This window comes from Pseudomonas sp. B19125 (assembly GCF_044218855.1).
Lineage (GTDB): Bacteria > Pseudomonadota > Gammaproteobacteria > Pseudomonadales > Pseudomonadaceae > Aquipseudomonas > Aquipseudomonas edaphica.
The window spans coordinates 3,969,890-3,994,010 of the sequence record NZ_CP162589.1 but is presented as its reverse complement, the minus strand read 5'-3'; the positions used below and the strand labels follow the sequence as shown (position 1 = coordinate 3,994,010).

At 60.2% G+C, this 24,121-nt stretch carries 19 protein-coding genes; 11 read left to right on the top strand and 8 right to left on the bottom strand.

Annotated features, from left to right (window positions below):
• Positions 1-14 precede the first annotated feature (14 nt).
• The 7 genes from AB4P96_RS18045 (at position 15) to AB4P96_RS18015 (ending at position 10,709) form a co-directional block, all read left to right on the top strand.
• A complete protein-coding gene (locus AB4P96_RS18045; protein ID WP_236460962.1) occupies positions 15-1,271 on the top strand; it encodes an HlyD family secretion protein in 1,257 nt (418 codons plus the stop codon).
• A gap of 11 nt (positions 1,272-1,282) precedes the next feature.
• Positions 1,283-3,457: a peptidase domain-containing ABC transporter gene (locus tag AB4P96_RS18040; protein WP_395599888.1), complete on the top strand. Its 2,175-nt coding sequence runs from the start codon at positions 1,283-1,285 to the stop codon at positions 3,455-3,457.
• Positions 3,454-4,869: a TolC family protein gene (locus AB4P96_RS18035; protein ID WP_395599887.1), complete on the top strand. Its 1,416-nt coding sequence runs from the start codon at positions 3,454-3,456 to the stop codon at positions 4,867-4,869. The genes AB4P96_RS18040 and AB4P96_RS18035 overlap by 4 nt, the downstream gene beginning before the upstream one ends.
• Positions 4,870-5,043: 174 nt before the next feature.
• Positions 5,044-6,468 (top strand): aldehyde dehydrogenase, encoded by a 1,425-nt coding sequence (gene aldA / locus AB4P96_RS18030; RefSeq protein WP_017135450.1) that lies wholly within the window; start codon positions 5,044-5,046, stop codon positions 6,466-6,468.
• A 76-nt stretch (positions 6,469-6,544) separates the two neighbouring features.
• Complete coding sequence (locus AB4P96_RS18025; protein WP_395599886.1) at positions 6,545-7,852, top strand: nitrate/nitrite transporter; 1,308 nt, start codon at positions 6,545-6,547, stop codon at positions 7,850-7,852.
• A 1-nt stretch (position 7,853) separates the two neighbouring features.
• A complete protein-coding gene (locus tag AB4P96_RS18020; protein ID WP_017135452.1) occupies positions 7,854-9,071 on the top strand; it encodes a mandelate racemase/muconate lactonizing enzyme family protein in 1,218 nt (405 codons plus the stop codon).
• A 27-nt stretch (positions 9,072-9,098) separates the two neighbouring features.
• On the top strand, positions 9,099-10,709 hold the full coding sequence (locus AB4P96_RS18015; protein WP_395599885.1) for a GMC family oxidoreductase: 1,611 nt from the start codon (positions 9,099-9,101) through the stop codon (positions 10,707-10,709).
• Positions 10,710-11,119: 410 nt separating this feature from the next.
• Here AB4P96_RS18015 and AB4P96_RS18010 read toward each other — a convergent pair whose 3' ends face one another.
• Entirely contained in the window at positions 11,120-12,223 is a 1,104-nt protein-coding gene (locus tag AB4P96_RS18010; protein WP_099549893.1) for a DSD1 family PLP-dependent enzyme, read from the bottom strand.
• A 70-nt stretch (positions 12,224-12,293) separates the two neighbouring features.
• On the opposite strand from AB4P96_RS18010, the gene AB4P96_RS18005 reads away from it, so the two are divergent.
• The gene (locus AB4P96_RS18005) at positions 12,294-12,920 is read left to right on the top strand and encodes a transcriptional regulator (RefSeq protein WP_017135455.1); all 627 of its coding nucleotides are present in this window, start codon (positions 12,294-12,296) and stop codon (positions 12,918-12,920) included.
• On the opposite strand, the gene AB4P96_RS18000 is transcribed toward AB4P96_RS18005, so the two are convergent.
• Together AB4P96_RS18000 and AB4P96_RS17995 are read right to left on the bottom strand one after the other, a co-directional pair.
• Positions 12,908-13,288 carry a RidA family protein gene (locus tag AB4P96_RS18000; RefSeq protein WP_017135456.1) on the bottom strand — a complete coding sequence of 127 codons (381 nt, stop codon included), beginning with the start codon at positions 13,286-13,288 and terminating at the stop codon, positions 12,908-12,910. The genes AB4P96_RS18005 and AB4P96_RS18000 overlap by 13 nt on opposite strands.
• Complete coding sequence (locus AB4P96_RS17995) at positions 13,285-14,250, bottom strand: threo-3-hydroxy-L-aspartate ammonia-lyase (RefSeq protein WP_395599884.1); 966 nt, start codon at positions 14,248-14,250, stop codon at positions 13,285-13,287. The genes AB4P96_RS18000 and AB4P96_RS17995 overlap by 4 nt, the downstream gene beginning before the upstream one ends.
• Before the next feature lie 173 nt (positions 14,251-14,423).
• Here AB4P96_RS17995 and AB4P96_RS17990 point away from each other — a divergent pair, with 173 nt between their 5' ends.
• Together AB4P96_RS17990 and AB4P96_RS17985 are read left to right on the top strand one after the other, a co-directional pair.
• The gene (locus AB4P96_RS17990) at positions 14,424-14,942 is read left to right on the top strand and encodes a sigma-70 family RNA polymerase sigma factor (protein WP_138453395.1); all 519 of its coding nucleotides are present in this window, start codon (positions 14,424-14,426) and stop codon (positions 14,940-14,942) included.
• Positions 14,939-15,859: a FecR domain-containing protein gene (locus AB4P96_RS17985; RefSeq protein WP_395599883.1), complete on the top strand. Its 921-nt coding sequence runs from the start codon at positions 14,939-14,941 to the stop codon at positions 15,857-15,859. Before AB4P96_RS17990 ends, AB4P96_RS17985 begins: the two co-directional genes overlap by 4 nt.
• 106 nt (positions 15,860-15,965) lie before the next feature.
• On the opposite strand, the gene AB4P96_RS17980 is transcribed toward AB4P96_RS17985, so the two are convergent.
• From AB4P96_RS17980 to AB4P96_RS17970, 3 genes are read right to left on the bottom strand one after another with little or no spacing between them, the layout of a single operon-like run.
• Complete coding sequence (locus AB4P96_RS17980) at positions 15,966-16,682, bottom strand: ABC transporter ATP-binding protein (protein ID WP_017135460.1); 717 nt, start codon at positions 16,680-16,682, stop codon at positions 15,966-15,968.
• Positions 16,679-17,506, bottom strand: coding sequence for an ABC transporter permease (locus tag AB4P96_RS17975; protein WP_395599882.1), 828 nt, complete (start codon positions 17,504-17,506; stop codon positions 16,679-16,681). The genes AB4P96_RS17980 and AB4P96_RS17975 overlap by 4 nt, the downstream gene beginning before the upstream one ends.
• Before the next feature lie 10 nt (positions 17,507-17,516).
• The gene (locus AB4P96_RS17970; protein ID WP_395599881.1) at positions 17,517-18,482 is read right to left on the bottom strand and encodes an aliphatic sulfonate ABC transporter substrate-binding protein; all 966 of its coding nucleotides are present in this window, start codon (positions 18,480-18,482) and stop codon (positions 17,517-17,519) included.
• 318 nt (positions 18,483-18,800) lie between these two features.
• Between AB4P96_RS17970 and AB4P96_RS17965 the strand changes: the two genes are divergently transcribed.
• On the top strand, positions 18,801-19,016 hold the full coding sequence (locus tag AB4P96_RS17965; protein ID WP_003173733.1) for a molybdopterin-binding protein: 216 nt from the start codon (positions 18,801-18,803) through the stop codon (positions 19,014-19,016).
• 473 nt (positions 19,017-19,489) lie between these two features.
• Here AB4P96_RS17965 and AB4P96_RS17960 read toward each other — a convergent pair whose 3' ends face one another.
• A complete protein-coding gene (locus AB4P96_RS17960) occupies positions 19,490-22,840 on the bottom strand; it encodes a hypothetical protein (protein WP_176992276.1) in 3,351 nt (1,116 codons plus the stop codon).
• Positions 22,841-22,934: 94 nt separating this feature from the next.
• Entirely contained in the window at positions 22,935-24,080 is a 1,146-nt protein-coding gene (locus AB4P96_RS17955) for a MalY/PatB family protein (RefSeq protein WP_169985881.1), read from the bottom strand.
• Positions 24,081-24,121: the final 41 nt, after the last annotated feature.

The following is a 24,121-nucleotide window of genomic DNA, read 5'->3' as shown; positions in this document are numbered from 1 at the left end:
TTGTGGGCGACAGGATATTTCGCAGGGCCGCGTCTGAAGCGCAGCGCGTCAAATGGCTGGGGGAGATTGTGCTGATCCGGCCGACATCCTTCACTTTTCTCATTATGTTCGCCTTGGGAATGCTGGTCTTGGTAAGCAGCTTTTTTATCTGGGGCTCTTACACCAAGCGCAGCACGGTGAGTGGTCAACTGGTTCCAGCCAACGGCCAGATAAAGGTCCGGACGCCGCAAACCGGAGTGGTGCTGCAAAAGTTTGTCGTCGAAGGGCAGTCCGTTGTCATGGGTGATCCTCTGCTGACTATTTCCAGTGAACGTTATGATGCCGGCGCCGACCCGGTGCAGGCACGCGTGAGTTATCAGCTCAAGCAACGGAGGGAGTCACTGGAGCAGGAACTCGATAAAACCCGGCAACTGCAACAGGCCGAGCGCGACAGTTTGACCAGTAAGGTGAGCACACTGCGTGATGAGCAAGCCAACCTGGCTGCGCAATTGGTCAGCCAGCGCGAGCGCGTGGCGCTGGCGGGGGATGCGTCAAATCGCTATCAGGGATTGATGCAAAAGGGCTATATCTCTATGGACCAGTTCCAGCAGCGGCAAGCCGAGCTTTTGGGACAGCGTCAAGCCCTACAGGGCCTGGATCGCGAGCGCAGTTCAATCACCCAACAATTCACCGAGCGCAACAACGAGTTGGCGGGGCTTGAAACACGCCAAGCCAATGCACTGGCGCCGATACATCGACAACTGTCGGGTATCGAACAAGAGCTGGCAGAGAGTGAAGCCAAGCGTACGGTATTGATCACCGCTCCAGGAAACGGTGTGGCAACGGCAGTTCTGACGGAAGTCGGCCAGACAGTGGACCCGTCGCGTACGTTGTTGAGCATCATGCCCCGTGACGCCCAACTGCAGGCTGAGCTCTACGCCCCGAGCAAAGCGGTGGGGTTTATCAGGCCGGGGGACGCCGTGCTGATCCGCTATCAGGCCTATCCCTATCAGAAGTTTGGCCAATATCACGCTCAAGTGGTGTCTATTTCGCGCACTGCCGTGCCCTCTGCGGATCTTGCCATTATGACGGGTGAGGTACCGGGGCTTTCGCGCAACGGCGAACAGCTCTACCGCTTGCGTGTACAACTCGACGAGCAGACCGTTATGGCCTATGGCAAGCCTCAGTTGCTGCAAAGCGGAATGCTGTTGGATGCCGACATCCTGCAGGAAAGCCGCCGCCTTTATGAATGGGTGCTGGAGCCTCTCTACAGCCTCACCGGCAAATTCTAGGAACCCCTCCCATGACTTTTCTTGACGCCATAGCCTTGCGTCCCGGGCGTCGTCTGCCCGTGGTATTGCAGACCGAAGCGACTGAATGCGGCCTGGCTTGCCTGGCGATGATTGCTGGATACCACGGGCATCGGGTCGATATGCTGGATTTGCGCCGCCGTTGCAGCGTCTCCCTCAAAGGTATTGCCCTCAAACAACTGATCAACAGTGCTCAGCAACTGCAACTGGGTGCTCGTGCTGTCACGTTGGATGTGGACGGCCTCGGCCAGCTCAAGCTGCCTTGTATTCTGCACTGGAACTTCAACCACTTTGTCGTACTCAAGTCCGTCGATCGGCAAGGCGTGGTTATACATGATCCTGCGCGAGGGTTGCGCCGGATCAATCATGAAGGTTTATCTCAAAGCTTCACCGGCGTAGCACTGGAATTGTGGCCGGACAGCGGTTTCGAGCTGCAAGAAGACAAACCAAGAATCAAACTCCTGAACATGATGGGGCGTATTAGCGGGCTGTATCGCTCGTTGGTGCAAGTACTGCTGCTGGCACTGACGCTCGAGGTCTTTTCCCTGATCACCCCGTTCTTGCTTCAGTGGACGATCGACAACGTCATTATCAGCGCCGACCACGATCTGCTCAGTACACTGGTACTGGGCTTTACCTTGTTATTGTTGATGCAACAAGCGGTCAGCGGCGTGCGTGCCTGGGTCATGATGCATTTGAGTACGCTGCTTTCCGTGCAGTGGCGTGCGAATGTCTTCAGCCACTTGTTACGGTTGCCCAGCCAATACTTTGAGAAGCGCTACTTGGGAGATGTGGTGTCGCGTTTCGGCGCCGTAGACACTATTCAGCAGACGCTGACGGCGGCGTTCCTATCGGCGATTCTCGACGGTCTTATGTCCGTCGCGACCCTTGCAATGATGCTGCTCTACAGTCCGGCCCTGGCCGCTATTGCGATCGCCACTATGCTGCTGTATGCCGTTGGACGCTGCCTTTGGTATCGACCGCTGCGCAATGCGACCGAAGAGCAAATCATCCATGCCGCACGTCAGCAAAGCCATTTTCTGGAAACGGTGCGTGGCATTCGCCCCTTGAAACTGTTTCAGCGCCAGGAAGAGCGTCGTTCAGCCTGGCTTGGTTTGTTGGTGGAGCAGATCAACGCTGGATTGCGCACGCAAAAGCTGCGGTTGCTCTATCAACAATTGAATGGGTTGCTGTTTGGCATTGAGAACTTGTTGGTGATTTGGTTTGGCGCAAGCATGGTGATGGATGGCCAGTTCAGCGTCGGGCTGTTGATCGCGTTTATCGCCTATAAAACGCAGTTTGATACCCGAGTAGGTAACTTGATAGACAAGTTTTTCGAGCTGCGTATGTTGCAACTGCAGGGCGAACGGCTGGCAGATATTGTTCTGCACCCACCGGAAGCAACCGCTTCCAGTGTCGACCTGCAGACACTCATGGATTGTGATGCGAGCATTGAAATCCAGGGATTGCACTACCGTTATGCCGAGCAGGAGCCCTGGGTGCTGGACAACCTCGACCTGCACATTGCTGCGGGTGAATCGGTGGCTATCGTTGGTCCGTCGGGTTGCGGCAAAAGCACGCTGATGAACGTCATGCTCGGTATCCTGCCGGCCACTCGGGGGCAGATTCGTATCGCCGGTATTGAATTGGCGCAACTGGGCCTGGATGGTTTGCGGCAACTGGTAGGTACTGTGACGCAGGACGATGTGCTGTTTGCGGGATCTTTGCGCGATAACATCAGTTTCTTCGACCTCAACGTGGATCAGTCCTGGTTGATCGAATGTGCCCGGATCGCGTCGATTCACAGTGATATCCAAGCCATGCCGATGGGTTACAACACTTTGGTGGGAGACATGGGCACGGTGCTCTCCGGTGGGCAAAAGCAGCGCGTGCTGCTGGCCAGGGCCCTGTATAAGAAACCGCGAATACTCTTTCTGGACGAGGCCACCAGTCACTTGGATGTCGCGTGTGAACAGCGTGTGAATCAGGCCATTCAGGGGTTGCGAATTACGCGCATCATGGTTGCCCACCGCCCTGAAACCATCGCCTCTGCGGACCGTGTCATCCGGATTCTGGCCGGTAGGGTGGTACATGGCGATGCTGACGGACCAACGAATAGCGCACATACCGCGAACACTTCGCCAGAGATGAAACAGGGCCAGGTATGAAGCAATTATCCTCGATCTTGATGATGGCCTTGTTGTGTTGTTCACGTTCTGCATGGGCCTTTGAGCCAGACGTTTTTGACACTGCACGCAACGTTTCCCGGCAAGCGGTGTATGACGATGCACGTGGCGAGCTGTCGTGTAGTTTTGGCCGGTTACCTGAACGTTTGCCGTTAGAGCAGGTGGTCGAACGGATTTTGTGCCACGACCCACAGACGCGTATCAGTTGGGCCAATGCCAAGGCTCAGGCTGCCCAGGTTGGGCTCAGCCAGTCGTCGTATCTGCCGCGCCTGGATGGGCGCGTTGGCAGTAATCGCGGCAATGGTCGGGTTGACTACGATGAACCGGCCTTACGTTCTGGTGAAGGGCACCGGCGGCGCGACAGCGCCAGTCTTGAGCTCAGTTGGGTGTTGGTGGATTTCGGTCGACGCGGGGCCGCCTTGCGCAATGCCCGCCAGTTGCTGGTGGCTGCCAACGCTACCCAGGACGCCATGTTGCAGCGTACTTTTGTTGAGGCAGCGCAGGCTTATTACGATGCCTTGTCATCTCAGCGCAGCTTGGCCGCCTCGGTGCAGATCACCGAATTGGCGGCTCGCAACCTGGAAGCGGCGGATGCCAAATACAAAGCCGGTGCGGCCGCACTTTCTGATCGCTTGCAGGCGCAAACAGCGTTTTCCCAGGCTAATTTGCGCCAGATCCGCGACCGTGGAGCATTGCATAACGCTTTGGGTGTGATTGCCTTGCGCATGGGGCTATCACCCCAAACGCCTCTGCAGTTGGCGGGTGACCTCACTCCACTGCCGGACACTCAGTTCCTGCAGGCGGTCGATGAGTTGTTGACCCAGGCGCGTCAGGATCACCCGGCAGTACTCGCCGCACATGCTAGGCTCAGGGCCGCTCAGGCGGCCGTTGATGAGCGACGCGCTGCCAACCTTCCGAGCCTGGCACTGACCGCCGACCTGACGTACGCACGTAGCCAGCAATCGAAGATATTCAATGGCGATGAGCGTGAGCGGGACCGCAGTATCGGTTTGCAGTTGAGCATCCCGATCTTTGACGGTTTTGGCCGGACCTACCAGATCCGCCAAGCACAAGCTCGTGTCGACGCGGGCCGAGCAGAACTGGCTGAGGTTGAGCAAGAGGTCGCGCTAGACCTATGGGCCAGTTATCAGACGTTGAATATTGAGACCCAAAGTCTGCAGCGCACCAGCGAGTTGGTCGATCAATCACGCCAGTCGCTGGAGGTCATCCAGGGCCGTTATCACGCCGGGGTGGGCAGCATGATTGAGTTGCTCAATGCCCTGACCGCGTATTCCGGTGCCGAGCAAGAGCATATTCAAACCCTCAGCCGCTGGCAGACGTCACGCCTGAGGTTGGCGGCCAGTCTTGGTCGTCTGGGGTTTTGGGCTTTGTAACCCGTGTTGAGTGTTGACTTGAACAGTAGTCATCTGCACGCCGCTCAAATCCACACTCATCACTGCTAACCTGCATTTTCCTCACGTTACCCCACCCAATAAGTCGTTTGCCCGCCCCCCTAACAACGACAAAACTGCATGTCACTCGCAAAACAACAACGTTGGGCAAACCACATGCAATTCGAGCGCAATTTCTTTAACGGTCAATTCGTCGAACCCGCCAGCGACGCCCTGATCGCCGTCTACAACCCTGCCAATGAATCCCTGGTCGGCCATGTCAGCGCCGCCACCGCCGATGAGGCCATTGCCGCCGTCGACGCCGCCGCCCGCGCCCAGAAAACCTGGGGCACGCTCACCAGCATCGAACGCGCCGAGCACCTGCGTGCCTTCGCTGATGCCTTGGACAGCCACGCCGAAGCCATCGGCACGGCTTTGGCCAGCGAGTCCGGCAAGAGCGTCACTGACGCCAGCAACGAAGCCCGCTACGCCGCGCAAATTACCCGTTACCACGCCGAATGGGCCCGCCGCATCGAAGGCGAAATCATCCCCAGCGATACCTCGGACGAAAACCTGTTCCTGCACCGCGAGCCGATTGGTGTGGTGGCCTGTCTGATCCCGTTCAACTACCCGGTCTACACGCTGTTGCGCAAGATTGCCCCGGCGCTGATCGCGGGTAATACCGTGGTGGTGCGGCCCAGCAACAACACGCCACTGTCGGCGTTTGAAATTGCCAAGGCAGTGGTGACAGCCGGTATTCCAGCCGGTGTGATCAACATCCTGACCATGGACCACGCCACCGCCGCCAGCGTCTGCACGCACAAGGCCGTCGGCCTGATCACCCTCACCGGCAGCGTGAACGCCGGGCGTATCGTGCTGGATTACTGCAAGGCCAATATCGCCAAGCCATCCCTGGAATTGGGCGGCAAGACCCCGGTAATCATCGAACCGGATGCCGACCTGGAAACAGCCGCCAGCGCTATCGTTGCGTCCAAGACCACCCACTGCGGTCAGCTGTGTACGGCGGTGGAACGCGTGTATGTGCACGAAAGCATTTACGACCCATTCCTCGCATTGCTGAAAACCAAGATCAGCGCGGTGAAGTTCGGTGACCGTTCCACGGACGAAAGCCTGATGGGCCCGTTGGTCAACGCCAGCTCGCAAAAGAATATCCACGCCATGGTCGAGCGCGCCGTCGCTGCCGGTGCTGTACTGGAAACAGGTGGTGTGCTGCCAGCCGGGCCGGGCCATTTCTATCCGCCGACCTTGCTCAGCGGTTGCCGCCAGGACATGGAAATCATTCAGGAAGAAATCTTCGGTCCGGTGTTGCCGGTGCTCAAGTACCGCGACATCGACGAAGCGCTGGCCATGGCCAACGACCATCAGTTCGGCCTGTCATCAGTGCTCTACACCGAGAACTACCGCACGGCGATGAAAGTGGCGAATGCCATCGAAGCCGGCGAGCTGTACGTCAATCGCACGCCGGCAGACCCGTATCAGGGCTTCCACGCCGGCTGGAAACGCTCAGGGCTGGGCGGCGATGACGGTAAGCACGGGATGCTTGAGTTTACCCAGACCCGCCTGGTGGTCATGAAGTACTGATCCACGCGCACCTGTTGCACCTTTAATAAAAACAATTATCAGGGCGCCCGCGCAGCGGGTGCCTGAGGTCCACATGATGTCCAAGCCTGCACCCGTTGCCCAGGTTTCCGTTGCCGTGCCCGCGGCAAACGACACTGCCAGCCGTTATTTCCAATTGCTGTTGCTGGTACTCGCCGCCGGCGCGATCTACCCGATCCTCTACCTGCGCCAGGTCTACCAGACCACCATGCTCGACGTGTTCCAGATCAACCACAGTCAACTGGGCTACCTGTACTCCATGCTCGGCACGATCTTTTTGCTTAGCTACCTGCCCAGCGGCTGGCTGGCCGACCGTTTGCCGCCACGCTTTTTGATCTTCTTCTCGCTGGTCGCCACCGGCGCACTGGGCCTGTGGTACGCCAGCGTGCCGTCAATGACCGGCCTGATGATCATTTTCGGTTGCTGGGGCCTGACCACTGGCCTGACGTTCTGGGCCTCGGTGCTCAAGCGCGTGAAGATGATTGCTCATCAGAGTGAGCAGGGGCGGTTCTTCGGCATTCTCGATGGCGGTCGCGGGCTGGTGGAAGCCTTGCTGGCGACCGTGGCCCTGGGCCTGTTTGCCTATGCCACCGAAACTCAAAGCCAGTCGGCGGCCCAAGGCTTCAAGCACGTGGTGTACCTGTACTCGTTTATCTGTATAGCCATTGGCTGCGGGCTGGTACTGCTCAAAGATCCCAAGTCTCTGGCCGAGACGCCAGCGGTAGAGAAGGGCAAGTTCAACCTGATCGCCGACCTGACCACCCTGGTGAAAATCCCCGAGCTGTGGCTGGTGACCGCCATCGTGTTCTGCGGTTATCACATGTTCTGGGCTACCTACAGCTTCTCCGACTACTTGCAAGGCAGCGGCATGACTGCGGTGATGGCCGGCACCATCACCACCATCAAACTGTGGATGCGCCCCATCGGCGGCATCGGCGGCGGCTGGCTGGGCGACAAGTTCTCGAACATCTCGGTGCTGATCGTCGCGCTGGTGCTGGTGACCCTGGCGATGGTCGGGCTGATCGTGCTCCCGGCGCTCAACAGCCTCGGCCTGCTGATCGGCACGGTGATCTTTATCGGCCTGATGACCTATGCGATTCGCGGTCTGTACTGGGCGATTCTCGACAGCTGCGACATTCCGCTGCGCATCACCGGCCTGGCCATCGGCATCGTCTCGGTGGTGGGTTACCTGCCCGACACCTTTATCCCGCTGATCAATGGCTACCTGACCGATACCTACCCAGGCAAGGCCGGTTACAACCTGTATTTCGGCTACATCGCCTTTATCGGCGTGCTCGGGACGCTTGCGGCCCTGACGCTGCGCGCTCGAATCAATCGTAAAAAAATCAACCAGACAGGTGCCTGAGATGAAAATCGTCGCCCTTGAAACCCATATCGTTGCCGTCCCACCACCGCATATCGGTGGCATGTATTGGCTGTTTGTCAAACTCAAGACCGACTGCGGCATTGAAGGTGTCGGTGAGATTTACGCCGCCACCTTTGGTCCCAAGGCCATGCTGCCGATCATCGAGGATGTGTTCGAGCGCTACCTGCTCAACCACGACCCGCACCACATCGAGCGGTTTTTCCGCCAGGCTTATTCGAGCGGTTTCACCCAGCGCCCGGACCTGACCATGATGGGCGTGGTCAGCGGCCTGGAAATGGCGTGCTGGGACATCATCGGCAAAGCCGCCAACAAGCCGGTCTATGAGCTGCTGGGTGGCAAGGTCAACGAGCGCCTGCGTTCCTACACCTACCTGTACCCGGTCAACAGCAAGGGCGAGTACGACTACGACGACCCGGACCTGGCCGCCGAGTGCGCCATCGAGAATATGAACAAAGGCTTCACCGCCGTGAAGTTCGACCCGGCCGGCCCGTACACCGCGTACTCCGGCCACCAGATTTCGCTGGAAGTGCTGGAGCGTTGCGAGACTTTCTGCCGCAAGATCCGCGAGGCGGTGGGCGACAAGTGCGACCTGTTGTTCGGCACCCATGGGCAGATGGTGCCGTCATCGGCGATCCGCTTGGCCAAGCGCCTGGAGAAATACGACCCGCTGTGGTTCGAAGAACCGGTGCCGCCTGGCCAGGAAGACGCGATGGCCCAGGTCGCGGCCAAGACCAGCATCCCGATTGCCACCGGCGAGCGCCTGACCACCAAGTACGAGTTTTTCAAACTGCTGCAGGCCGGCGGCGCGTCGATCCTGCAAATGAACGTGGCGCGTTGCGGCGGGCTGCTGGAGGCGAAGAAGATCGCGAGCATGGCAGAAGCCTATTACGCGCAAATCGCGCCGCACTTGTACAACGGGCCGATCGGCGCGGCGGCGAGTTTCCAGCTGGCCACGTGCACGCCGAACTTCCTGATCCAGGAAAGCATCATGACCTGGGGCGGTTTCCACGCCGAAGTGCTGACCAAGCCGCTGCAATGGGAGGACGGCTACATCATCCCGTCCACCGAACCGGGCCTGGGCGTGGAGCTGAACATGGACGTGGTGCGCAAACACACGCCGTACACCGGCGAGCGTTTGCACCTGCAGATGGCGCCGACGCCAGCTGACGTCAAAGACACTTCGCCCGCCAAGGGCTGATAAAAACGACTTACGCGGTAACCGTGAATGACATATGACTACATCATCGCCGGCGCGGGTGCTGCCGGCTGCGTTCTGGCCAACCGGCTTTCCGCTTCGGGCGAATACTCGGTGTTGCTGCTGGAAGCCGGTGGCAAAGACAGTTCCTGGTGGTTCAAGATCCCGGTCGGATTCGCCAAGATGTATTACAACCCGACCTTTAACTGGATGTACTACAGCCAGCCGCAAAAACACTTGGCTGGCCGGGAAATCTATGCGCCGCGCGGCAAGGTGCAGGGCGGTTCGGGTTCGATCAACGCCATGATCTACGTGCGCGGTCAGGCCCATGACTTCAATGACTGGGCGGCCAACGGTAACGACGGTTGGGGTTTCAAGGATGTACTGCCGTACTTCCGCAAACTGGAAAATCACCCGCTGGGCGACACCGAGTACCACGGTGGCAGCGGCCCCATCAGCATCACACCGATGAAGGGCCAGACCCACCCGATTTGTGACGTGTTCCTCAAGGGCTGCGAACAGCTCGGCTACGGCCTCAGTGATGACTTCAACGGCCCCCATTTCGAAGGCGCGGGCCTGTATGACGTCAACACCCGCAATGGCGAGCGCTGCTCAAGCAGCTTTGCGCATTTGCATCCGGCGCTCAGTCGCACGAACCTGACCGTGGAGTTGCATGCACTGGTTGATCGTGTGCTGTTTGATGACCAGCAACGCGCCAGCGGGATTCGCGTGTCCCAAAAGGGCGTGGTGCGCACCTTTAAGGCACGCAAGGAAGTGATCCTTTGCGCGGGTGCCGTCGACACGCCGAAGATCCTGCAACTGTCCGGCGTGGCCGATCAGCAACTGCTGGCTGAACACGGCATCCCACTGGTCAAGCACCTGCCGGCCGTAGGTGAAAACCTGCAGGACCACTTGTGCGCCAGCTACTACTACAAGGCCAATATTCCCACCCTCAATGACGAACTCAGCTCTTTGTTCGGCCAGCTGAAACTGGGCCTGAAATACCTGTTCACTCGTAAGGGCGCGTTGGCGATGAGCGTCAACCAGGCCGGTGGTTTCTTTCGCGGCAACGACCAGCAGGCGGACCCGAACCTGCAGTTGTACTTTAACCCGCTGTCGTACCAGATTCCGAAAAACAACAAGGCCAGCCTCAAGCCCGAGCCGTATTCCGGTTTCCTGCTGTGCTTCAACCCGTGCCGGCCGACCAGTCGTGGCACCATCCGCATCGCCTCGAACAACCCGCGGGATGCGGCGTTGATCGATCCGAACTATCTGAGTACGCAAAAGGACATTGACGAAGTCATCCAGGGCAGCCGCTTGATGCGCAAGATCATGCAGGCACCTGCGCTCAAAGGCATCACGGTGGCCGAGGTGTTGCCCGGCGCGGCCGTGCAGAGCGACGAGCAGATGCTGCAATACTTCCGCGAAAACAGCGGCTCGATCTACCACCTGTGCGGCTCCTGTGCGATGGGCTCGGACCCGCAGATGTCGGTGGTGGACAAGCGCTTGAAGGTGCACGGGTTGCACGGCTTGCGCATTGTGGACGCGTCGATTTTCCCGAATGTGACCTCGGGTAACACCCATGCGGCGGTATTGATGGTGGCGGAGAAGGGCGCCGACCTCATTCTTGAGGATGCCTGAATGTGGGAGCTGGCTTGCCTGCGATAGCGGCGGGTCAGTTGGCCCATTTGCTACTGGGAGACCGCCATCGCAGGCAAGCCAGCTCCCACAGTGTCTGTGGCAGCCTCGCAGAGTTTGAATTGAAATACAGCCAGCTCCTACAGGGTCTGTGACAGCCGCATCGAGCTTGATTTGAAATACAGCCAGAATTGTGGGAGCTGGCTTGCCTGCGATAGCGTCGGGTCAGCTGGCCCATTTGCTACTGGGAGACCGCCATCGCAGGCAAGCCAGCTCCCACAGGGTCTGTGGCAGCCTCGCAGAGTTTGAATTGAAATACAGCCAGCTCCTACAGGGTCTGTGACAGCCGCGTCGAGCTTGATTTGAAATACAGCCAGCTCCCACAGGGGCTATAGCAGCCCTTGAAAGGTCGACTACCAGCCGCGCAAGCGTTCCCAGCGTTGCACTTCACCGTTGTGCAACACGGCGTTATAGTTGCCGAACTGCGCCCCCGTGGCGCAGGCATGATTGGGCAGAATACGCAGGCGCGTACCGAGCGGAAATTGCGTCACCACATCCACGCCGCCCGCTTCGAACCGCGCCACGCCATGTTCCTGGTTGGCGCTGCTCAACAGCAAGCCGTCGATCAACTCCCCGTGCTCATTGCACACCTGGCCATAACCAAAGTCGCGTTTTTGCGCTTGCGTGCCGCGATCCCGGCTCATGGCCATCCAGCCGGCATCGGTGATGATCCAGCCTTTTTCCGCTTGATGGCCGATCACTGTGGTCAGCACGCTCAAGGCCAGTTCCTCGGTGCGGCATACGCCGATGTTGTGCATCACCAGGTCAAAAAACGCATACACACCCGCGCGCAGTTCGGTCACGCCTTCAAGGCTTACGGCCGACAACGCGGTAGGCGTGGAGCCGACACTGACCTGATCGCAGGCCATCCCGGCGGTACGGATACGTTGCGCCGCTTCAACGCAGCGTGCGCGTTCCTGTTCGGCGATGGCCTGCAACGCTTCAGGCGTATCCAGGCCGTAGCTTTCCCCTGCGTGGGTCAATACGCCGACGAGGCTGTCACCGAGCAGTCGGGCGATGTCGAGCAATAACGCGTCCTGCGGCTTGACCCCGGAACGGTGGCCGTCGCAATCAATCTCGATCATCACGGCAAAGGTTTCACCCTGCTCGCCGCCGAAATCGACGATGGCCCGGGCGCCGGCGAGGCTGTCGGTGATCAGCGTCAGCGCGCAACCCCGGCGGCGCAGCGCCAGGGCCTGGGGCAGTTTGTGCGGGGCCATGGCGACGGCGTAGAGGATGTCCTGGATGCCCAGCTCAAAGAAATATTCGGCTTCCTTGAGCGTCGATACGGTGATGCCACGGGCACCGGCCGCTATCTGCGCGGCCACCACTTCGGCGCACTTGTGGGTTTTGACATGGGGGCGCAAATGCACACCCAGGCTGTCGGCACGCTGTTGCATGCGCTGGATGTTGCGCTGCATTTTCACGCTGTCTAGCAATGCTGCTGGGGTGTCCATGGTTAACGCTCCACAAGGGCGGACAGCGGCCAAATTGACGGCCTGTCCAGGACTGGATATGTTGTCTTGCATGAAAAAGACCTCTCCCGAAGAAACCACCCTGATCAGCCAGCTCGAACAGATTGCCGAAGGCTTAAGCAAAACCTTCAGCCCGTTCTGTGAGGTCGTGCTGCACGATTTGCGCGACCCGCAGCAGGCGATCCTGGCGATCCATAACAACCTCTCCGGGCGCTCGCCGGGCGACCCGACCACCGAGTTGGGCCTGGCGCGGATTGCCGACCCCGACTACCCGCAGATCATTGCCAACTACCGCAACCAATTCAGCGATGGGCGCCAGGTCAAAAGCACCTCGATCGGCATCAAGGACACCAGTGGCAAGTACGTCGCGGCCTTGTGCATGAACGTCGATCTCTCATTGTTTCGTGGCCTGCAGGGCATGCTTGAGCAATTTGGCTCGGTCACTGGCGACACCCTTATCGAATCCCTGGAGCCGTCCGGCGCCGATGTGATTCGCACCCGCATCGACCAGTTCGCCGCACGCCTGGCCACCACCCCGCGCGCGCTCAAGGCGGCGGATCGACGGCTGTTGCTGCAAGAGCTCAAGGACTCGGGCTGCATGGACATTCGCCGGGCCATGGAGACCGTGGCCGCGCACCTGGGCGTTTCACGGGCGGCGGTCTACACCTACGCCAAGTAGCGCGCCACAGCTTCAATCTCCACCAGATAACCGTGGTGCAACTCGGGCACCGGCACCACCGCGCGGGCAGGGCGGTGCTCGCCCAGCGCGGCGGCGTAAATACGGTCGAATTGCGGCCAATGCTGAACCCCGGCCACATACACCGTGACCTTCACCAGATCCTGGGGCGAGCCGCCGGCGGCTTTCAAGATGGCCAGCAGGTTAGCCAGCGCCAACTGGGCCTGTTCGGCAAACGATGCTTCAAGGTTGTGGCGCCCCTGCGGGCTCACCGGTAATTGCCCGGAGATATACAGCGTGTCGCCGTGGCTGACGGCCTGGGAGTAATGCCCGGCGGGCGCCGAGGCGGCCTCGGTGTGGATGATGTTCATGACGCCTCGCTGAGCAACGCGGCGTAGCGCGCGATGTCGACATTGCCACCAGTGACGATAATGCCCACGCGCTGGCCCTTGAACCGCTCGCCCAGCTGGCGCAACGCCGCCAGGCCCAGGCAGCCGGTGGGTTCGACCACCATTTTCATGCGTTGCATAAAGAACTTCATCGAGGCCACCAATTGCGCGTCGGAGACGGTGAGGATGTCGGTCACCTTGTCGCGGATGATCGGGAAGGTGTAGTTGCCCAGGTGTTGGGTTTGCGCACCGTCGGCGATGGTCGCCGGGGTGTCGATGTGCACGATGCTGCCGGTCTGGAATGAACGCTGGCCGTCATTGCCTGCTTCGGGCTCAACGCCAAACAGTTGGCAATCGGGTGCCAGCGCACGGGTCGACAACGCGGTGCCCGAGAGCATGCCGCCACCGCCCAGGCCGACGAACAGGGCGTCCAGAGGGCCGGTGAATTCCAGCAGTTCCTTGGCGGCCGTGCCTTGGCCGGCGAGGATGTGTGGGTGGTCGTAAGGCGGGATCAACGTCATGCCATGCTCAACCGCCAAGGTGCGGCCGATTTGCTCACGGTCCTCGTTGAAGCGGTCATACAGCACCACGCTGGCGCCATATTCCCGGGTGGCGGCGACCTTGGCGGCGGGCGCGTCGGCGGGCATCACGATGGTCGCCGGCATGCCGAGCAATTGGGCGGCCAGCGCAATACCCTGAGCATGGTTGCCGGAAGAGAACGCCACCACCCCGGCCTTGCGCTGGTGTGCGTCAAACTGCGACAGGGCATTAAACGCACCGCGAAACTTGAACGAGCCAGCGCGTTGCAGGTTTTCACACTTGATGAATACCTGGGCACCGGTTTCAGCGTCGAGGGTGCGTGAGGTAAACACCGGCGTTTGATGGGCAAAGCCTTGCAGGCGTTGGGCGGCGGCGACGACATCTGAATAGTCAGGCAATTGCATGGGCGGACCTCGTGGGCGGACTTGGATAAAATATCTATATCAAGACAAATAGTAAAGGTCGGCTTGTCACCCAGTGCATAAACGCAATGTTGAAAAGAGCGTGGTGATCAGCAGCGATATTAAATAGAATGAATCTCATTTGAGACTCACTCGCGCTGCGCAGGTTGCTTTTCATGACTGATGCTGTTGCCCCGACCCACACTGGCGAAATGACCCTGTCGCGTTTGTACCGCGACCATCGCAGCTGGCTCGAAAGCTGGTTGCGGCGGCGCCTGGGCAATGCCTGGGATGCGGCGGACCTGAGCCAGGACACCTTTGTGCGGGTGCTGGCCAGTGCCCAGCCGATTGCGCAGATGCAGGAGCCACGGGCGTATCTGGTGACGGTCGGCAAGCGTTTGCTGGCCAACTTTCATCAGCGCCGCAGCCTTGAGCAAGCCTATCTGAAGGCGCTGGCGAATTTGCCCGAAACCTGCGTGCCGTCGCCCGAGCAACGCTGGCTGGTGCTGGAGACCTTGCACGCTCTGGATGAGTTGCTCGACGGTTTGCCGCGGGTGGTGCGGCGCGCGTTTCTGTGGAGCCAGTTGGAAGGCCTGGGTTATCGCGAAATTGCCGAGCGGCTCGACGTCTCTGAGCGCACGGTCAAGCGCTACATGGCCCAGGCCTATGAACATTGCCTGTTGGTGGCCCTATGAGTCACGAGGTTGCGCGTGCTGCGGCGCAGTGGTTGGCGTTGTTGGAGTCCGGAGCGGCCACCGAGCGTGACCACGCCAATTTGCAGGCTTGGCGCGACAGCCACCCTCAGCACGAACAGACCTGGCAGAAAGCCCAGTCGCTACGCCAGCGCTTGCGTGACTTGCCCCAGGCCGTGGCGATGGCCAGCCTCGACCGCCCGCAACCGGGGCGACGTGCGTTGCTCAAGCGGGCCTTGGGCGTAGCGGCGCTGGTGCCGACCGCCTGGCTGATCAGCCGTCAGTTGCCCATCGAGGCGTGGCGGGCTGATTTGCACACCGCCACCGGCGAGCGCAAACGCCTGCCGTTGGCCGATGGCAGCAGCTTGCAACTCAACACGGCGACGGCGGTGGATGTTGACCTGGCGCAGCGGCGCATCACGCTGGTGGACGGCGAGTTGGCGCTGACGGTGCCGGGCGCGGCAGCGATCAGTGTGCACACGTGCTACGGCCAGGTAGAGGTGAGCCAGGCTGAAGTGTGCGTACGGCAATTGGCGTCCGGCTGCCGCGTGTCGGTGTTCAAGGGCGCGGTGCAGGTGCGTGATCTGGCCGGGCAATTGACGACGTTGAACAGCGGTCAGCAAGCCTCGTTAAAGCCTCACGGGCTGAGTGCCAGGGCGGCGTTTGATGTGCAGCAACTGGGCTGGCGTGACGGTGTATTGACCGCACAGAACCAACCCTTTGGGGATTTCCTGCGTGAGCTGGAACGTTACCGCCCTGGCGTGTTGCGCTGGGACCCGAGCCTGGAAACGCTGCGGGTCACCGGCAGCTTTCGCCTGGATGACACCGACCGCATCCTCACACTGCTGGCCCAGACCCTGGGGTTTGAGGTGCGAGCGCGCACGCGGTATTGGGTGACACTCAGCCGAACCCTGGCTTGACGCTTCACGCTGGCCATCAGGCTCCTAGTGGCAGAGGCTTGCCACAACAGGTGGGCTTGGCATAACAGTCCTGCTTGCCACAGGAAGTTAATCCATTTCCAGGGACCTAAATCACATGCGCGCGCTGCAATTCGGTCAAAGACTGTGCCTTGAGTTGCGCCAGCGCCGGGTCACGCCGGTCCCTTGGGTGTGGCAGGTCGACTGCCAGTTCCCGGCGAATACTGCTCGGCCGGTTGTCCATCACCAGCACCCGGTCACTCAAGTACAGCGCCTCGTCGACATCGTGGGTCACCAGCAGCAAGGCAATCCCATGGTGCTCGGCCAGTTGCAGCAGCAAGTCCTGCAGTTTCATGCGGGTAAAGGCATCCACTGCGCTGAACGGCTCATCAAGCAATAACACCTGCGGGCGTGAATACAGCCCGCGTGCAATGGCCACGCGTTGCGCCATGCCGCCGGACAAGGCTTTGGGCAGCGCCTGGGCGAAGCCGGTGAGGCCGACTTCTGCGATCAACTGGGTAACCCAGGCCTTGTCATAGTGGTTGTCATCGCGCAAACCGATGTTCTGTTCCACCGTCAGCCAGGGCATCAGCCGTGGTTCCTGGAACACAAAGGCAACTTCGCCTTCGGGGCTGCGCAGTTCGCCCTGGAAGTCGGTCTCCAGGCCGGCGACGATGCGCAACAACGTGCTTTTGCCACAACCGCTGGGCCCGAGCAGGCTGACGGTTTCGCGCGGTTGCAGCGCCAACTGCACGTTGTTCAGCACCGTAATGCCGGCAAAGCTTTTGCGCGCCACGCGAAGCTCCAATAACGCTTTCATACTCATTGCTCCGCGCCTTCGCCTGTGAAGGTGTCGCGCCAGGCCAGGCAGCGTTTCTCCAAGGCTGCGAGCAGGCCATCGCTGAGCTTGCCCAGCAGTGCCAACACGGTAATGGCGGCCAGCACGATGTCTGGCCGTGAGGTTTCCCGACCATCGCTGAGCAAGTAACCGAGACCCTTGGTGGCCGCGATCAGTTCGGCCGCCACCAGGAACATCCACGCCAGGCTCAAGCCGCTGCGCAGCCCCGTGAACAGGCCGGGCAGGGCGGCGGGCAGCAGAATCCGGCGCACCAGGCGTGCTCGGCTGAAACCGTACATTTGCCCGACTTCCACCAGCTTGCGATCAATATCGCGAATCGCCGCGACACCGTTGAGGTACACCGGAAAGAACGCGCCAATCGCGATCAGCACGACCTTGGAGGTTTCATCGATACCCAGCCACAGCAGCAACAGCGGCACCCAGGCCAGGCTCGGAATCGAGCGCAGCCCGGCGAAGGTCGGCTCCAGATACGCTTCGGCTTCACGGCTCAACCCCACCCAGGTGGCAAACACCAGGGCCAGGCTGGCACCGATGGCAAACCCCGCTAGTACCCGCAGCAGGCTGGCGCTGATGTGTTTCCACAACGCGCCTTCGGCCAGGTCGGTGAGGGTCACTGCGATGTCGCTGGGGGCCGGCATCTGGTAGGACGGCAGCCAGCCGATGCGTACCACGCCCTCCAGTACCAGCAGGATCAGTACCGGCAGCACCAGGCCCTTGAGCCGTTTTGGCCAGGCGCTTCGGTTGATCACCACGGGTGCCGGTAGCGGCAGTGCTTGGCTTTTATCGGTCATCACGCCTCCCTTAAGGCTTGGGCAGGGTTTGGCCAAACGAAGTGTCGATCAACTGATCGATCACGGGGTCGACATCCACGCCACGACGGACTAATTCCTCAGACACCAGGATCGGCGCGGCGGCCTTGGATGACGCCACGTCCCTGGCGCTCAGCAGCGGGTTGCTCAAGTCGGTGCGCGACAATTGCAGCTTGGCCACTTCCAGCGGCAAGCCGGCTTCGTCTGCGAGCAATTTGACGAATTCATCCGGGTGCTTCACGGCCCAATCACGCGCCTTCTCATAGGCCCCGAGGACCTTGGTGATGGTTTGTGGGTGCTGTTTGGCGTATTGCTCGGTGACGCTGATTACGCCGTAGCTGTTGAAGTCTTTATTGCGATACAGCAAGCGCGAACCGGCCTGGATTTCACTCGCGGCCATGTGTGGATCAAGGCCGGCCCAGGCGTCTACGTCGCCTTTCTCCAAGGCGGTGCGGCCGTCCGGATGCTGCAAATGCACCAACTCCACATCATCCTTTTTCAGCCCCGCCAGTTGCAGGCTGCGCAGGGTGAACAGGTACGGGTCGGTGCCTTTGGTGGCGGCGATTTTTTTGCCTTTGAGTTCCGTGACGGTGTTGAGCGGCGAGTCTTTGCGCACCACCAGTGCGGTCCATTCAGCACGACTGTAGACGTACACCGATTTGATCGGGCTGCCATTGGCGCGGCTCAACACCGCCGACAAGCTGGCAGACGAGGCAAAGTCGACGCCGCCACTGTTGAGGTATTCCAGCGAGCGGTTGCTGCCCTGGCTCAGCACCCAGCCGACCTTGGTGTGGGGAAGCGCCTGTTCGAGCCAGCCGAAATGCTTGAGCACCAGGCTCACGGGCGAATAGTAGGCGTAATCGAGGTTGACCTGGGCGGGGTCGGTTTCGGCGGCAAAGGCCTGGGGTTGCAGGCACAGGGCGAGGGCGCAGGCACTCAATAAAGCAAAGGGTTTCATGGAACAGCTCCAGACAAGGCGTTGAGAGAAGGCTTTTCTTATATTCAGAAAATTGAAACGGCATGTTCCATCATGCTTTAAAGGAATATGCAGTCTCTGTGCCACCTTGTGCGCAGCGTCTTTACGCGGGTTTCTATGGGGGCGGCTGTGGCGGGAGAGGGCAAAGTGTTGAATGGCTGTTGGCAGGCGAACACCTCATATATACCTTTATCGTATAAATAAAGACTTATTTATTCCTTTTAATGTTGGTGCCGATAACGCATTTTGAGGGCCTGCGCATTCGTGCGGATTGACCCAACAGCCAAAAGGAAAGCCGACATGACCATTAAAGCGATCAACGTGCGCAACCAGTTCAAGGGCGTGATCAAGGAAATTTTGCTGGGGGAAGTGGTGTCCGAAATTGATGTGCAAACCGCGTCCGGTATCGTCACATCAGTGATCACCACCCGCTCGGTGCGTGACCTGGAATTAAAAGTGGGCAGTGAAGTGATTGCCTTTGTGAAGTCGACTGAAGTGTCGATTGCCAAGCTGTAAATGTGTTCGCAAGTGTGAGAGCTGGGGTGCCTGTGATGGCGGTCTTTTGGCGGGGTACATATCTGTTGCTGCGGTAACGGCTGCCTATGGTTCAGCTCTTACAGCGGGTCACTTTTGCAAGGACCGGAATGCCGGCCCAGTCAAAAGTAACCAAAAAGTCTTCGCCCCAACACTCGGTGCCTCGCTATGGCTCGGCATGCCCGCAATCCGCCAGTGATTTGGGGGGCGATTTCAGATCAAGATCAAAAGCACAGATCAAAAGACCGCTGACTTCGTCATCGAAAAGGATGTAAGGGCCACTGCAACAGCAAAGCCATACTCGGACTAATGTGGGAGCTGGCTTGTCGAATCGTCGCACCGCTGCGATGCCATCAACTCTGTGTACCTGACACACCGAGGTGTCTGCATCGCAGGCAAGCCAGCTCCCACATTAACCAGCTCCCACATTGATGTGTGGGAGCCTGCCCAATGCATCAGTTGATGCGCGGCCCACCACCGCCCGGCGGGTGCGGCTGCGGTTTGTCCGGTGGCGCATCGCTGGGCAGGTTCTTTGGCGGTGTGTTTGGGTCTTCGTAGTGCTTGTGCAAATCCCCATCCAGCCGATTGCTCGAGGAGCCACCTTTGCTCGGCGTCTCCTCAAAGTGCTGCCATTCCGATTGCTGGAAGCGAAAGATGCTGTCATCGGTCGGCGTGTCGCGGCCGTGATAGTGGTGGATTTCGTAGTGGGCGTACTCGACCTTTTCCGCCCAGTCGTTTTGCAATAAACCGTCGTTGGCCAAGCCGCGATACCAATCGTTTTCCGCGTTGGTGGCCTTCTGCTTTTTGTTGTGGTCGACAAAGTAGCCGATGATCCCGCCCACCACCGCCAGCACCACGCCGACCAGAAACAGCGGCCCGGTCAATGCCGCTGCGGTGCCTGCGCCAAACAGTGCCGCCGCCCCGAGGACCCCGGCCGAGGCACCGAACGCGCCCCCGGCTACTTGCAGGCCACCGGCGGCCTGAGCCAGCGGGTCTTTGCTGTCGACGCCGCTCTTGATCGCCAAGGCGCCGAGCACGATATCGGCAAACCCTCCGACGATGTCCGTGGCCGGGCCGAGCACCTTGATCACGGAACCGGCGATTTTCGCAGACTTGGACGCGCCCAACTTGGCCGCACCGGCGGCAGCCAGGCCGTCATCCAGGTGCGTGGCCAGGCCATCGGTGGCTTGCTTGACCGCCGTATCGCCTTCGCCAAACAACTTGCCGATGCCGTCGTACTGACTGTCAGGCACCGCATCCAGCGCCGCGGAGATTTCCTTGCTGACCTTGGCGTCGATCTCGCCGCCGGGGCCAAAATCCAGCATTTTGCCGGTCACGCCTTCCTTGCCCCAGATTTCCGGCAAGGTTTTGTCCAGGCCCAGGAAGTCCACCAGGCCGCCCTTGCCCAGGGTCTCGCCGATCTTGTCACCCAGGCGCACGAAGTGGCTGGAACCACCGGCAAAACTCAGGAAGTCCTTGGCGATGCTCATGCGCTGCGCCGGGGTTTCGCCGAGTTTGCCGCCTTTGCCCACCAGTTGGTAAATCGCCGAAAACAGCGTCACACCCGCGCCAAGGGAGCCCAGGATGCCTTTGCTGTTAAGGGTGTTGAACACCTCACCGAGCATGCCGCGATCCGCTACCGCAATATAGGGTTTGCTCAGGGCCTTTTTGACGTCGGCTTCGCTGATGGTGCCGCTGTTCTTGTAGACCTCGCCGAGTTCTTCCAGGGCCTTGGTGACACCGGCCGATTTCTCCTTGCCTTGCAACCCCTCGTTGAGGAACTTCTCCAGGGTTTCCTGGGTGCGGCGCGGCAGGTCGAGCAGGTTGCCCTTGAGCACGCCCTTGAGCAGGCCGAACAAGTCTTTGGTCGCCAGCTCCTTGTTGTCGTCGGAGATTTTGCTCGGGTCCGAGAGGATCGCATTAAGGTCGGTGGTCAAGCCGTCGGCCTGGATATTTTGCGCGGCCTTGCTGGCGGCTTCGGGGTCGAACAGCGACAGCGAGGTGAGGGTGTCACTCAAGTCCTTTTGCGCGTCGCTGGACTTGCCCTGGTTTTGCAGGTCTTTGAGGTACAGCACGTAGTCGGGGTTGGCGGTGAGATCGAGCAGCTTCTGCTTGACCTCATCCTTGTTGGGCAACTTGTTGAGCGCGTCGTCCATTTTCGACTTGTAGTCAGCCTGGATGGTCGGGTCGTTGAACAGCTCGCCGATCTGCTTTTGCACGGCCTTGCCGTCGATGATGTCGTGCATGTCGGCCGCGCTCAGCTCGGTTTGCTTGTCATCCGACTCGCGCCAAGTAGTGTTGAACGGGCGTTTGGCTTCTTCATAGCCGGTGATACCATGGCCGTTCTGGTAGGCAGCCTGGGCTTCGAGGGCGCGCACCAGCTTGGCCCGTGGGTCATCCTTGGGGATCGAGCCGTCCTTGACGCCGGCGCGGTAGGTGTCGATCAGTTGGGTGGTGGCCAACTCACTGACGCTCATGGTCGGCGACTTGTCGTCCTTGGGGTCCGAATGCACGCCGGTGTCCATGTTCAACACATCCAGGTCACCGGCCTTGGGCAGGTTGTGCTTGGCGCGGGTGTCGTCGATGGAGCTGGCGCTGAAGGCTTCCCATTTGGCCAGCACGTCATCATAGAGCTGTGGGCTCAGTTCCTTGGAGACGATGACCTTGCCTTCGCTGGTTTCATAGCGGATCAGGCCGTCGCCCAGCTCATCGGGAGAGCCGAAAGTGATGTCGGTGTTTTTCAGGAAGTCATTCGGCCCGGCCAGTTTGTACCCGGCGTCTTCACTGGTGTGGATCTTGGCCCAGGTATCGTTCGCCGTGGCCACGCTTTTGAACAGCTCGGGGCTGACGTCGGCAGACACCACCACCTTGGTGCCATCCTGCAGTTCGTAGGTGAGGACGCTGTCTTTCTGGTCGTTGTTCCAGCTGAAGTTCTTGTAGTCGTTGAGCCCGGGCACGGGCGTGTTGGCGTCGGCCAGGGCTGCACCGTTGTTCAGTTCGCCTTCAATCACGGCTTTTTTGCCGGGGTCGGAGTACACCGTGTTAAGGCCCGCCAGGTAGTCGAACAACTTGGGGTTGTCTTCACGGGCGACGACGACTTTTTCGCCGTTGCTTTCGTAGCGGATCAGCCCGGGACCCACTTCGTCCACCGGGCCTACCGCAGTGCCGCCGTAGGGTGGCCATACTTCGTTGTCGGTGGCGCGACGGTAACCGGCATCTTCACTGCTGGAGAGGCCGGAGAAACTTTCATAAGCTTCCTTGGCCTTTTGGAAAGCCTCGGGGTTGTCACGCTGGCTGATCACGAACTTGCCGCCGTCCTGGGTCTCGTAGCGGATCACGCCAGGGCCGGTTTCATCGGGCGGGCCGAGGGCTTTGTAATCGGCCAATGCACCCGGCGCTGTGCCCTCGGCGCCCAGGCTCTGATAACCGGCGTTCTGGCTGGCGACCACGCCAGAGAGCGACTTGAAGTCCTGGCTGACCTGCTTGAACAGCTCCGGGCTGTCGTGCTCGCTGACGATGATCTTCTTGCCGTCCTGGGTTTCATAACGAATCAACCCAGGACCCACTTCATCGGGCGGGCCGATGGCCTTGTAGTCGGCCAGGGCAGCAGGCGGCGTGGCGTCTTTGGCCGCGAGTTCATAACCGTCTTTTTTGCTCGCATCGAGCCCCGATGGCGACTTGTCATGGGGTTCGACTTTTTTATGGGCGCTGTTCTTGAGCAGCACAGCAAATGCTTCGCCCGATGTTGATAGAGTGCGCGGAAGGCTTTTGGGCTCGGACGAGCGATCAAGCGGCTGGGTCGACATGCCATGGAACTCCTGCTGTTGCCGGTGGGACGGGTCGGCAAAAACAGTAACAGCAGGGGTTCGGCACTCGTTGCGAAACGTTGTGAAATGCGTTTTAGCGGTGACGCAGTGCACGTTCCATGCGCTGCAAACCCTCTTCGAGCATCGATCGTGGGCAACCGAAGTTCAGGCGCACGAATTGCTGGCTGTCATCGCCGAATTCGATGCCTGCGCTCAGGCCGACCCTGGCCTGCTCCAGGAAGAACTGCTGCGGGTCGGCAAGGCCCAGGGCGCTGCAATCCAGCCAGGCCAGGTAGGTGCCTTGTGGCGCGTGCATCACCACGCCGGGCAAACGGGTTTGCACGGCGTGCAGCAGGTAGTCGCGGTTGGCTTGCAGGTACTGCACCAGCGCATCCAGCCATTCGCTGCACTGGCTGTAGGCGGCGCGGGTGGCTTCCAGGCCCAACGGGCTGACGCTGTCGACCATGCCGCAGCGGGCATTGTTGAAGCGCTCGCGCACCTCGGCATTTTGCACCACGGCAAAGCAAGTCTTCAGGCCGGCGACGTTATAGGCCTTGCTCGCCGACATCAGGGTGATGGTGCGTTGGGCGATCTCGGGGCTGAGGCTGGCGGTGGGAATATGGCGACGGCCGTCAAAGCACAGCTCGGCGTGGATTTCGTCACTGATGATCAGTGCACCGTTCTCCACGCAGGCGTTGGCCACGGCCAACAGTTCTTCACGCGCAAAGACCTTGCCCACTGGGTTGTGCGGGTTGCTCAGCAGCAGCGCACCGGCACCCTTCAGCGCCTGGCGCATGGCGGGCATGGGCGTCATGTACTCGCCGTTGATCAACTCGAACGGCACTTCGATACGCGGCAGGTTCCAGTGGCCCGGTGCCAGGCGAATCGGCCGGTAGTTGGGGGTTTGCAGCACCACGGGCTGGCCCGGCTGTACGAACGCATGCAGGGCCATATTGAAACCAGGCTCGACACCGGGCAGGAACAGCAACTCTTCAGGCTGTACGCGCCAGGCGTACTTGGCCCACAGGTCCGCGATGATGGCTTCGCGCACATCCGCGCCAGCCACGCTGTAGCCGAGCACCTGCTGGTCGAGGCGTGCGTGCAGGGCTTGCAGGACGGCGGGTGGCGCGGCGATATCCATGTCGGCGATCCACATCGGCAGAACGTCTTGCGGGTAACGGTTCCACTTGGTGCTGCCGGTGCCTTGGCGGGGGTGGATCGTGTCGAAATCAAAGCTCATGGGTGGCTCGTATCAGGGAGGCAGGTGCAGGAATGGCGCTG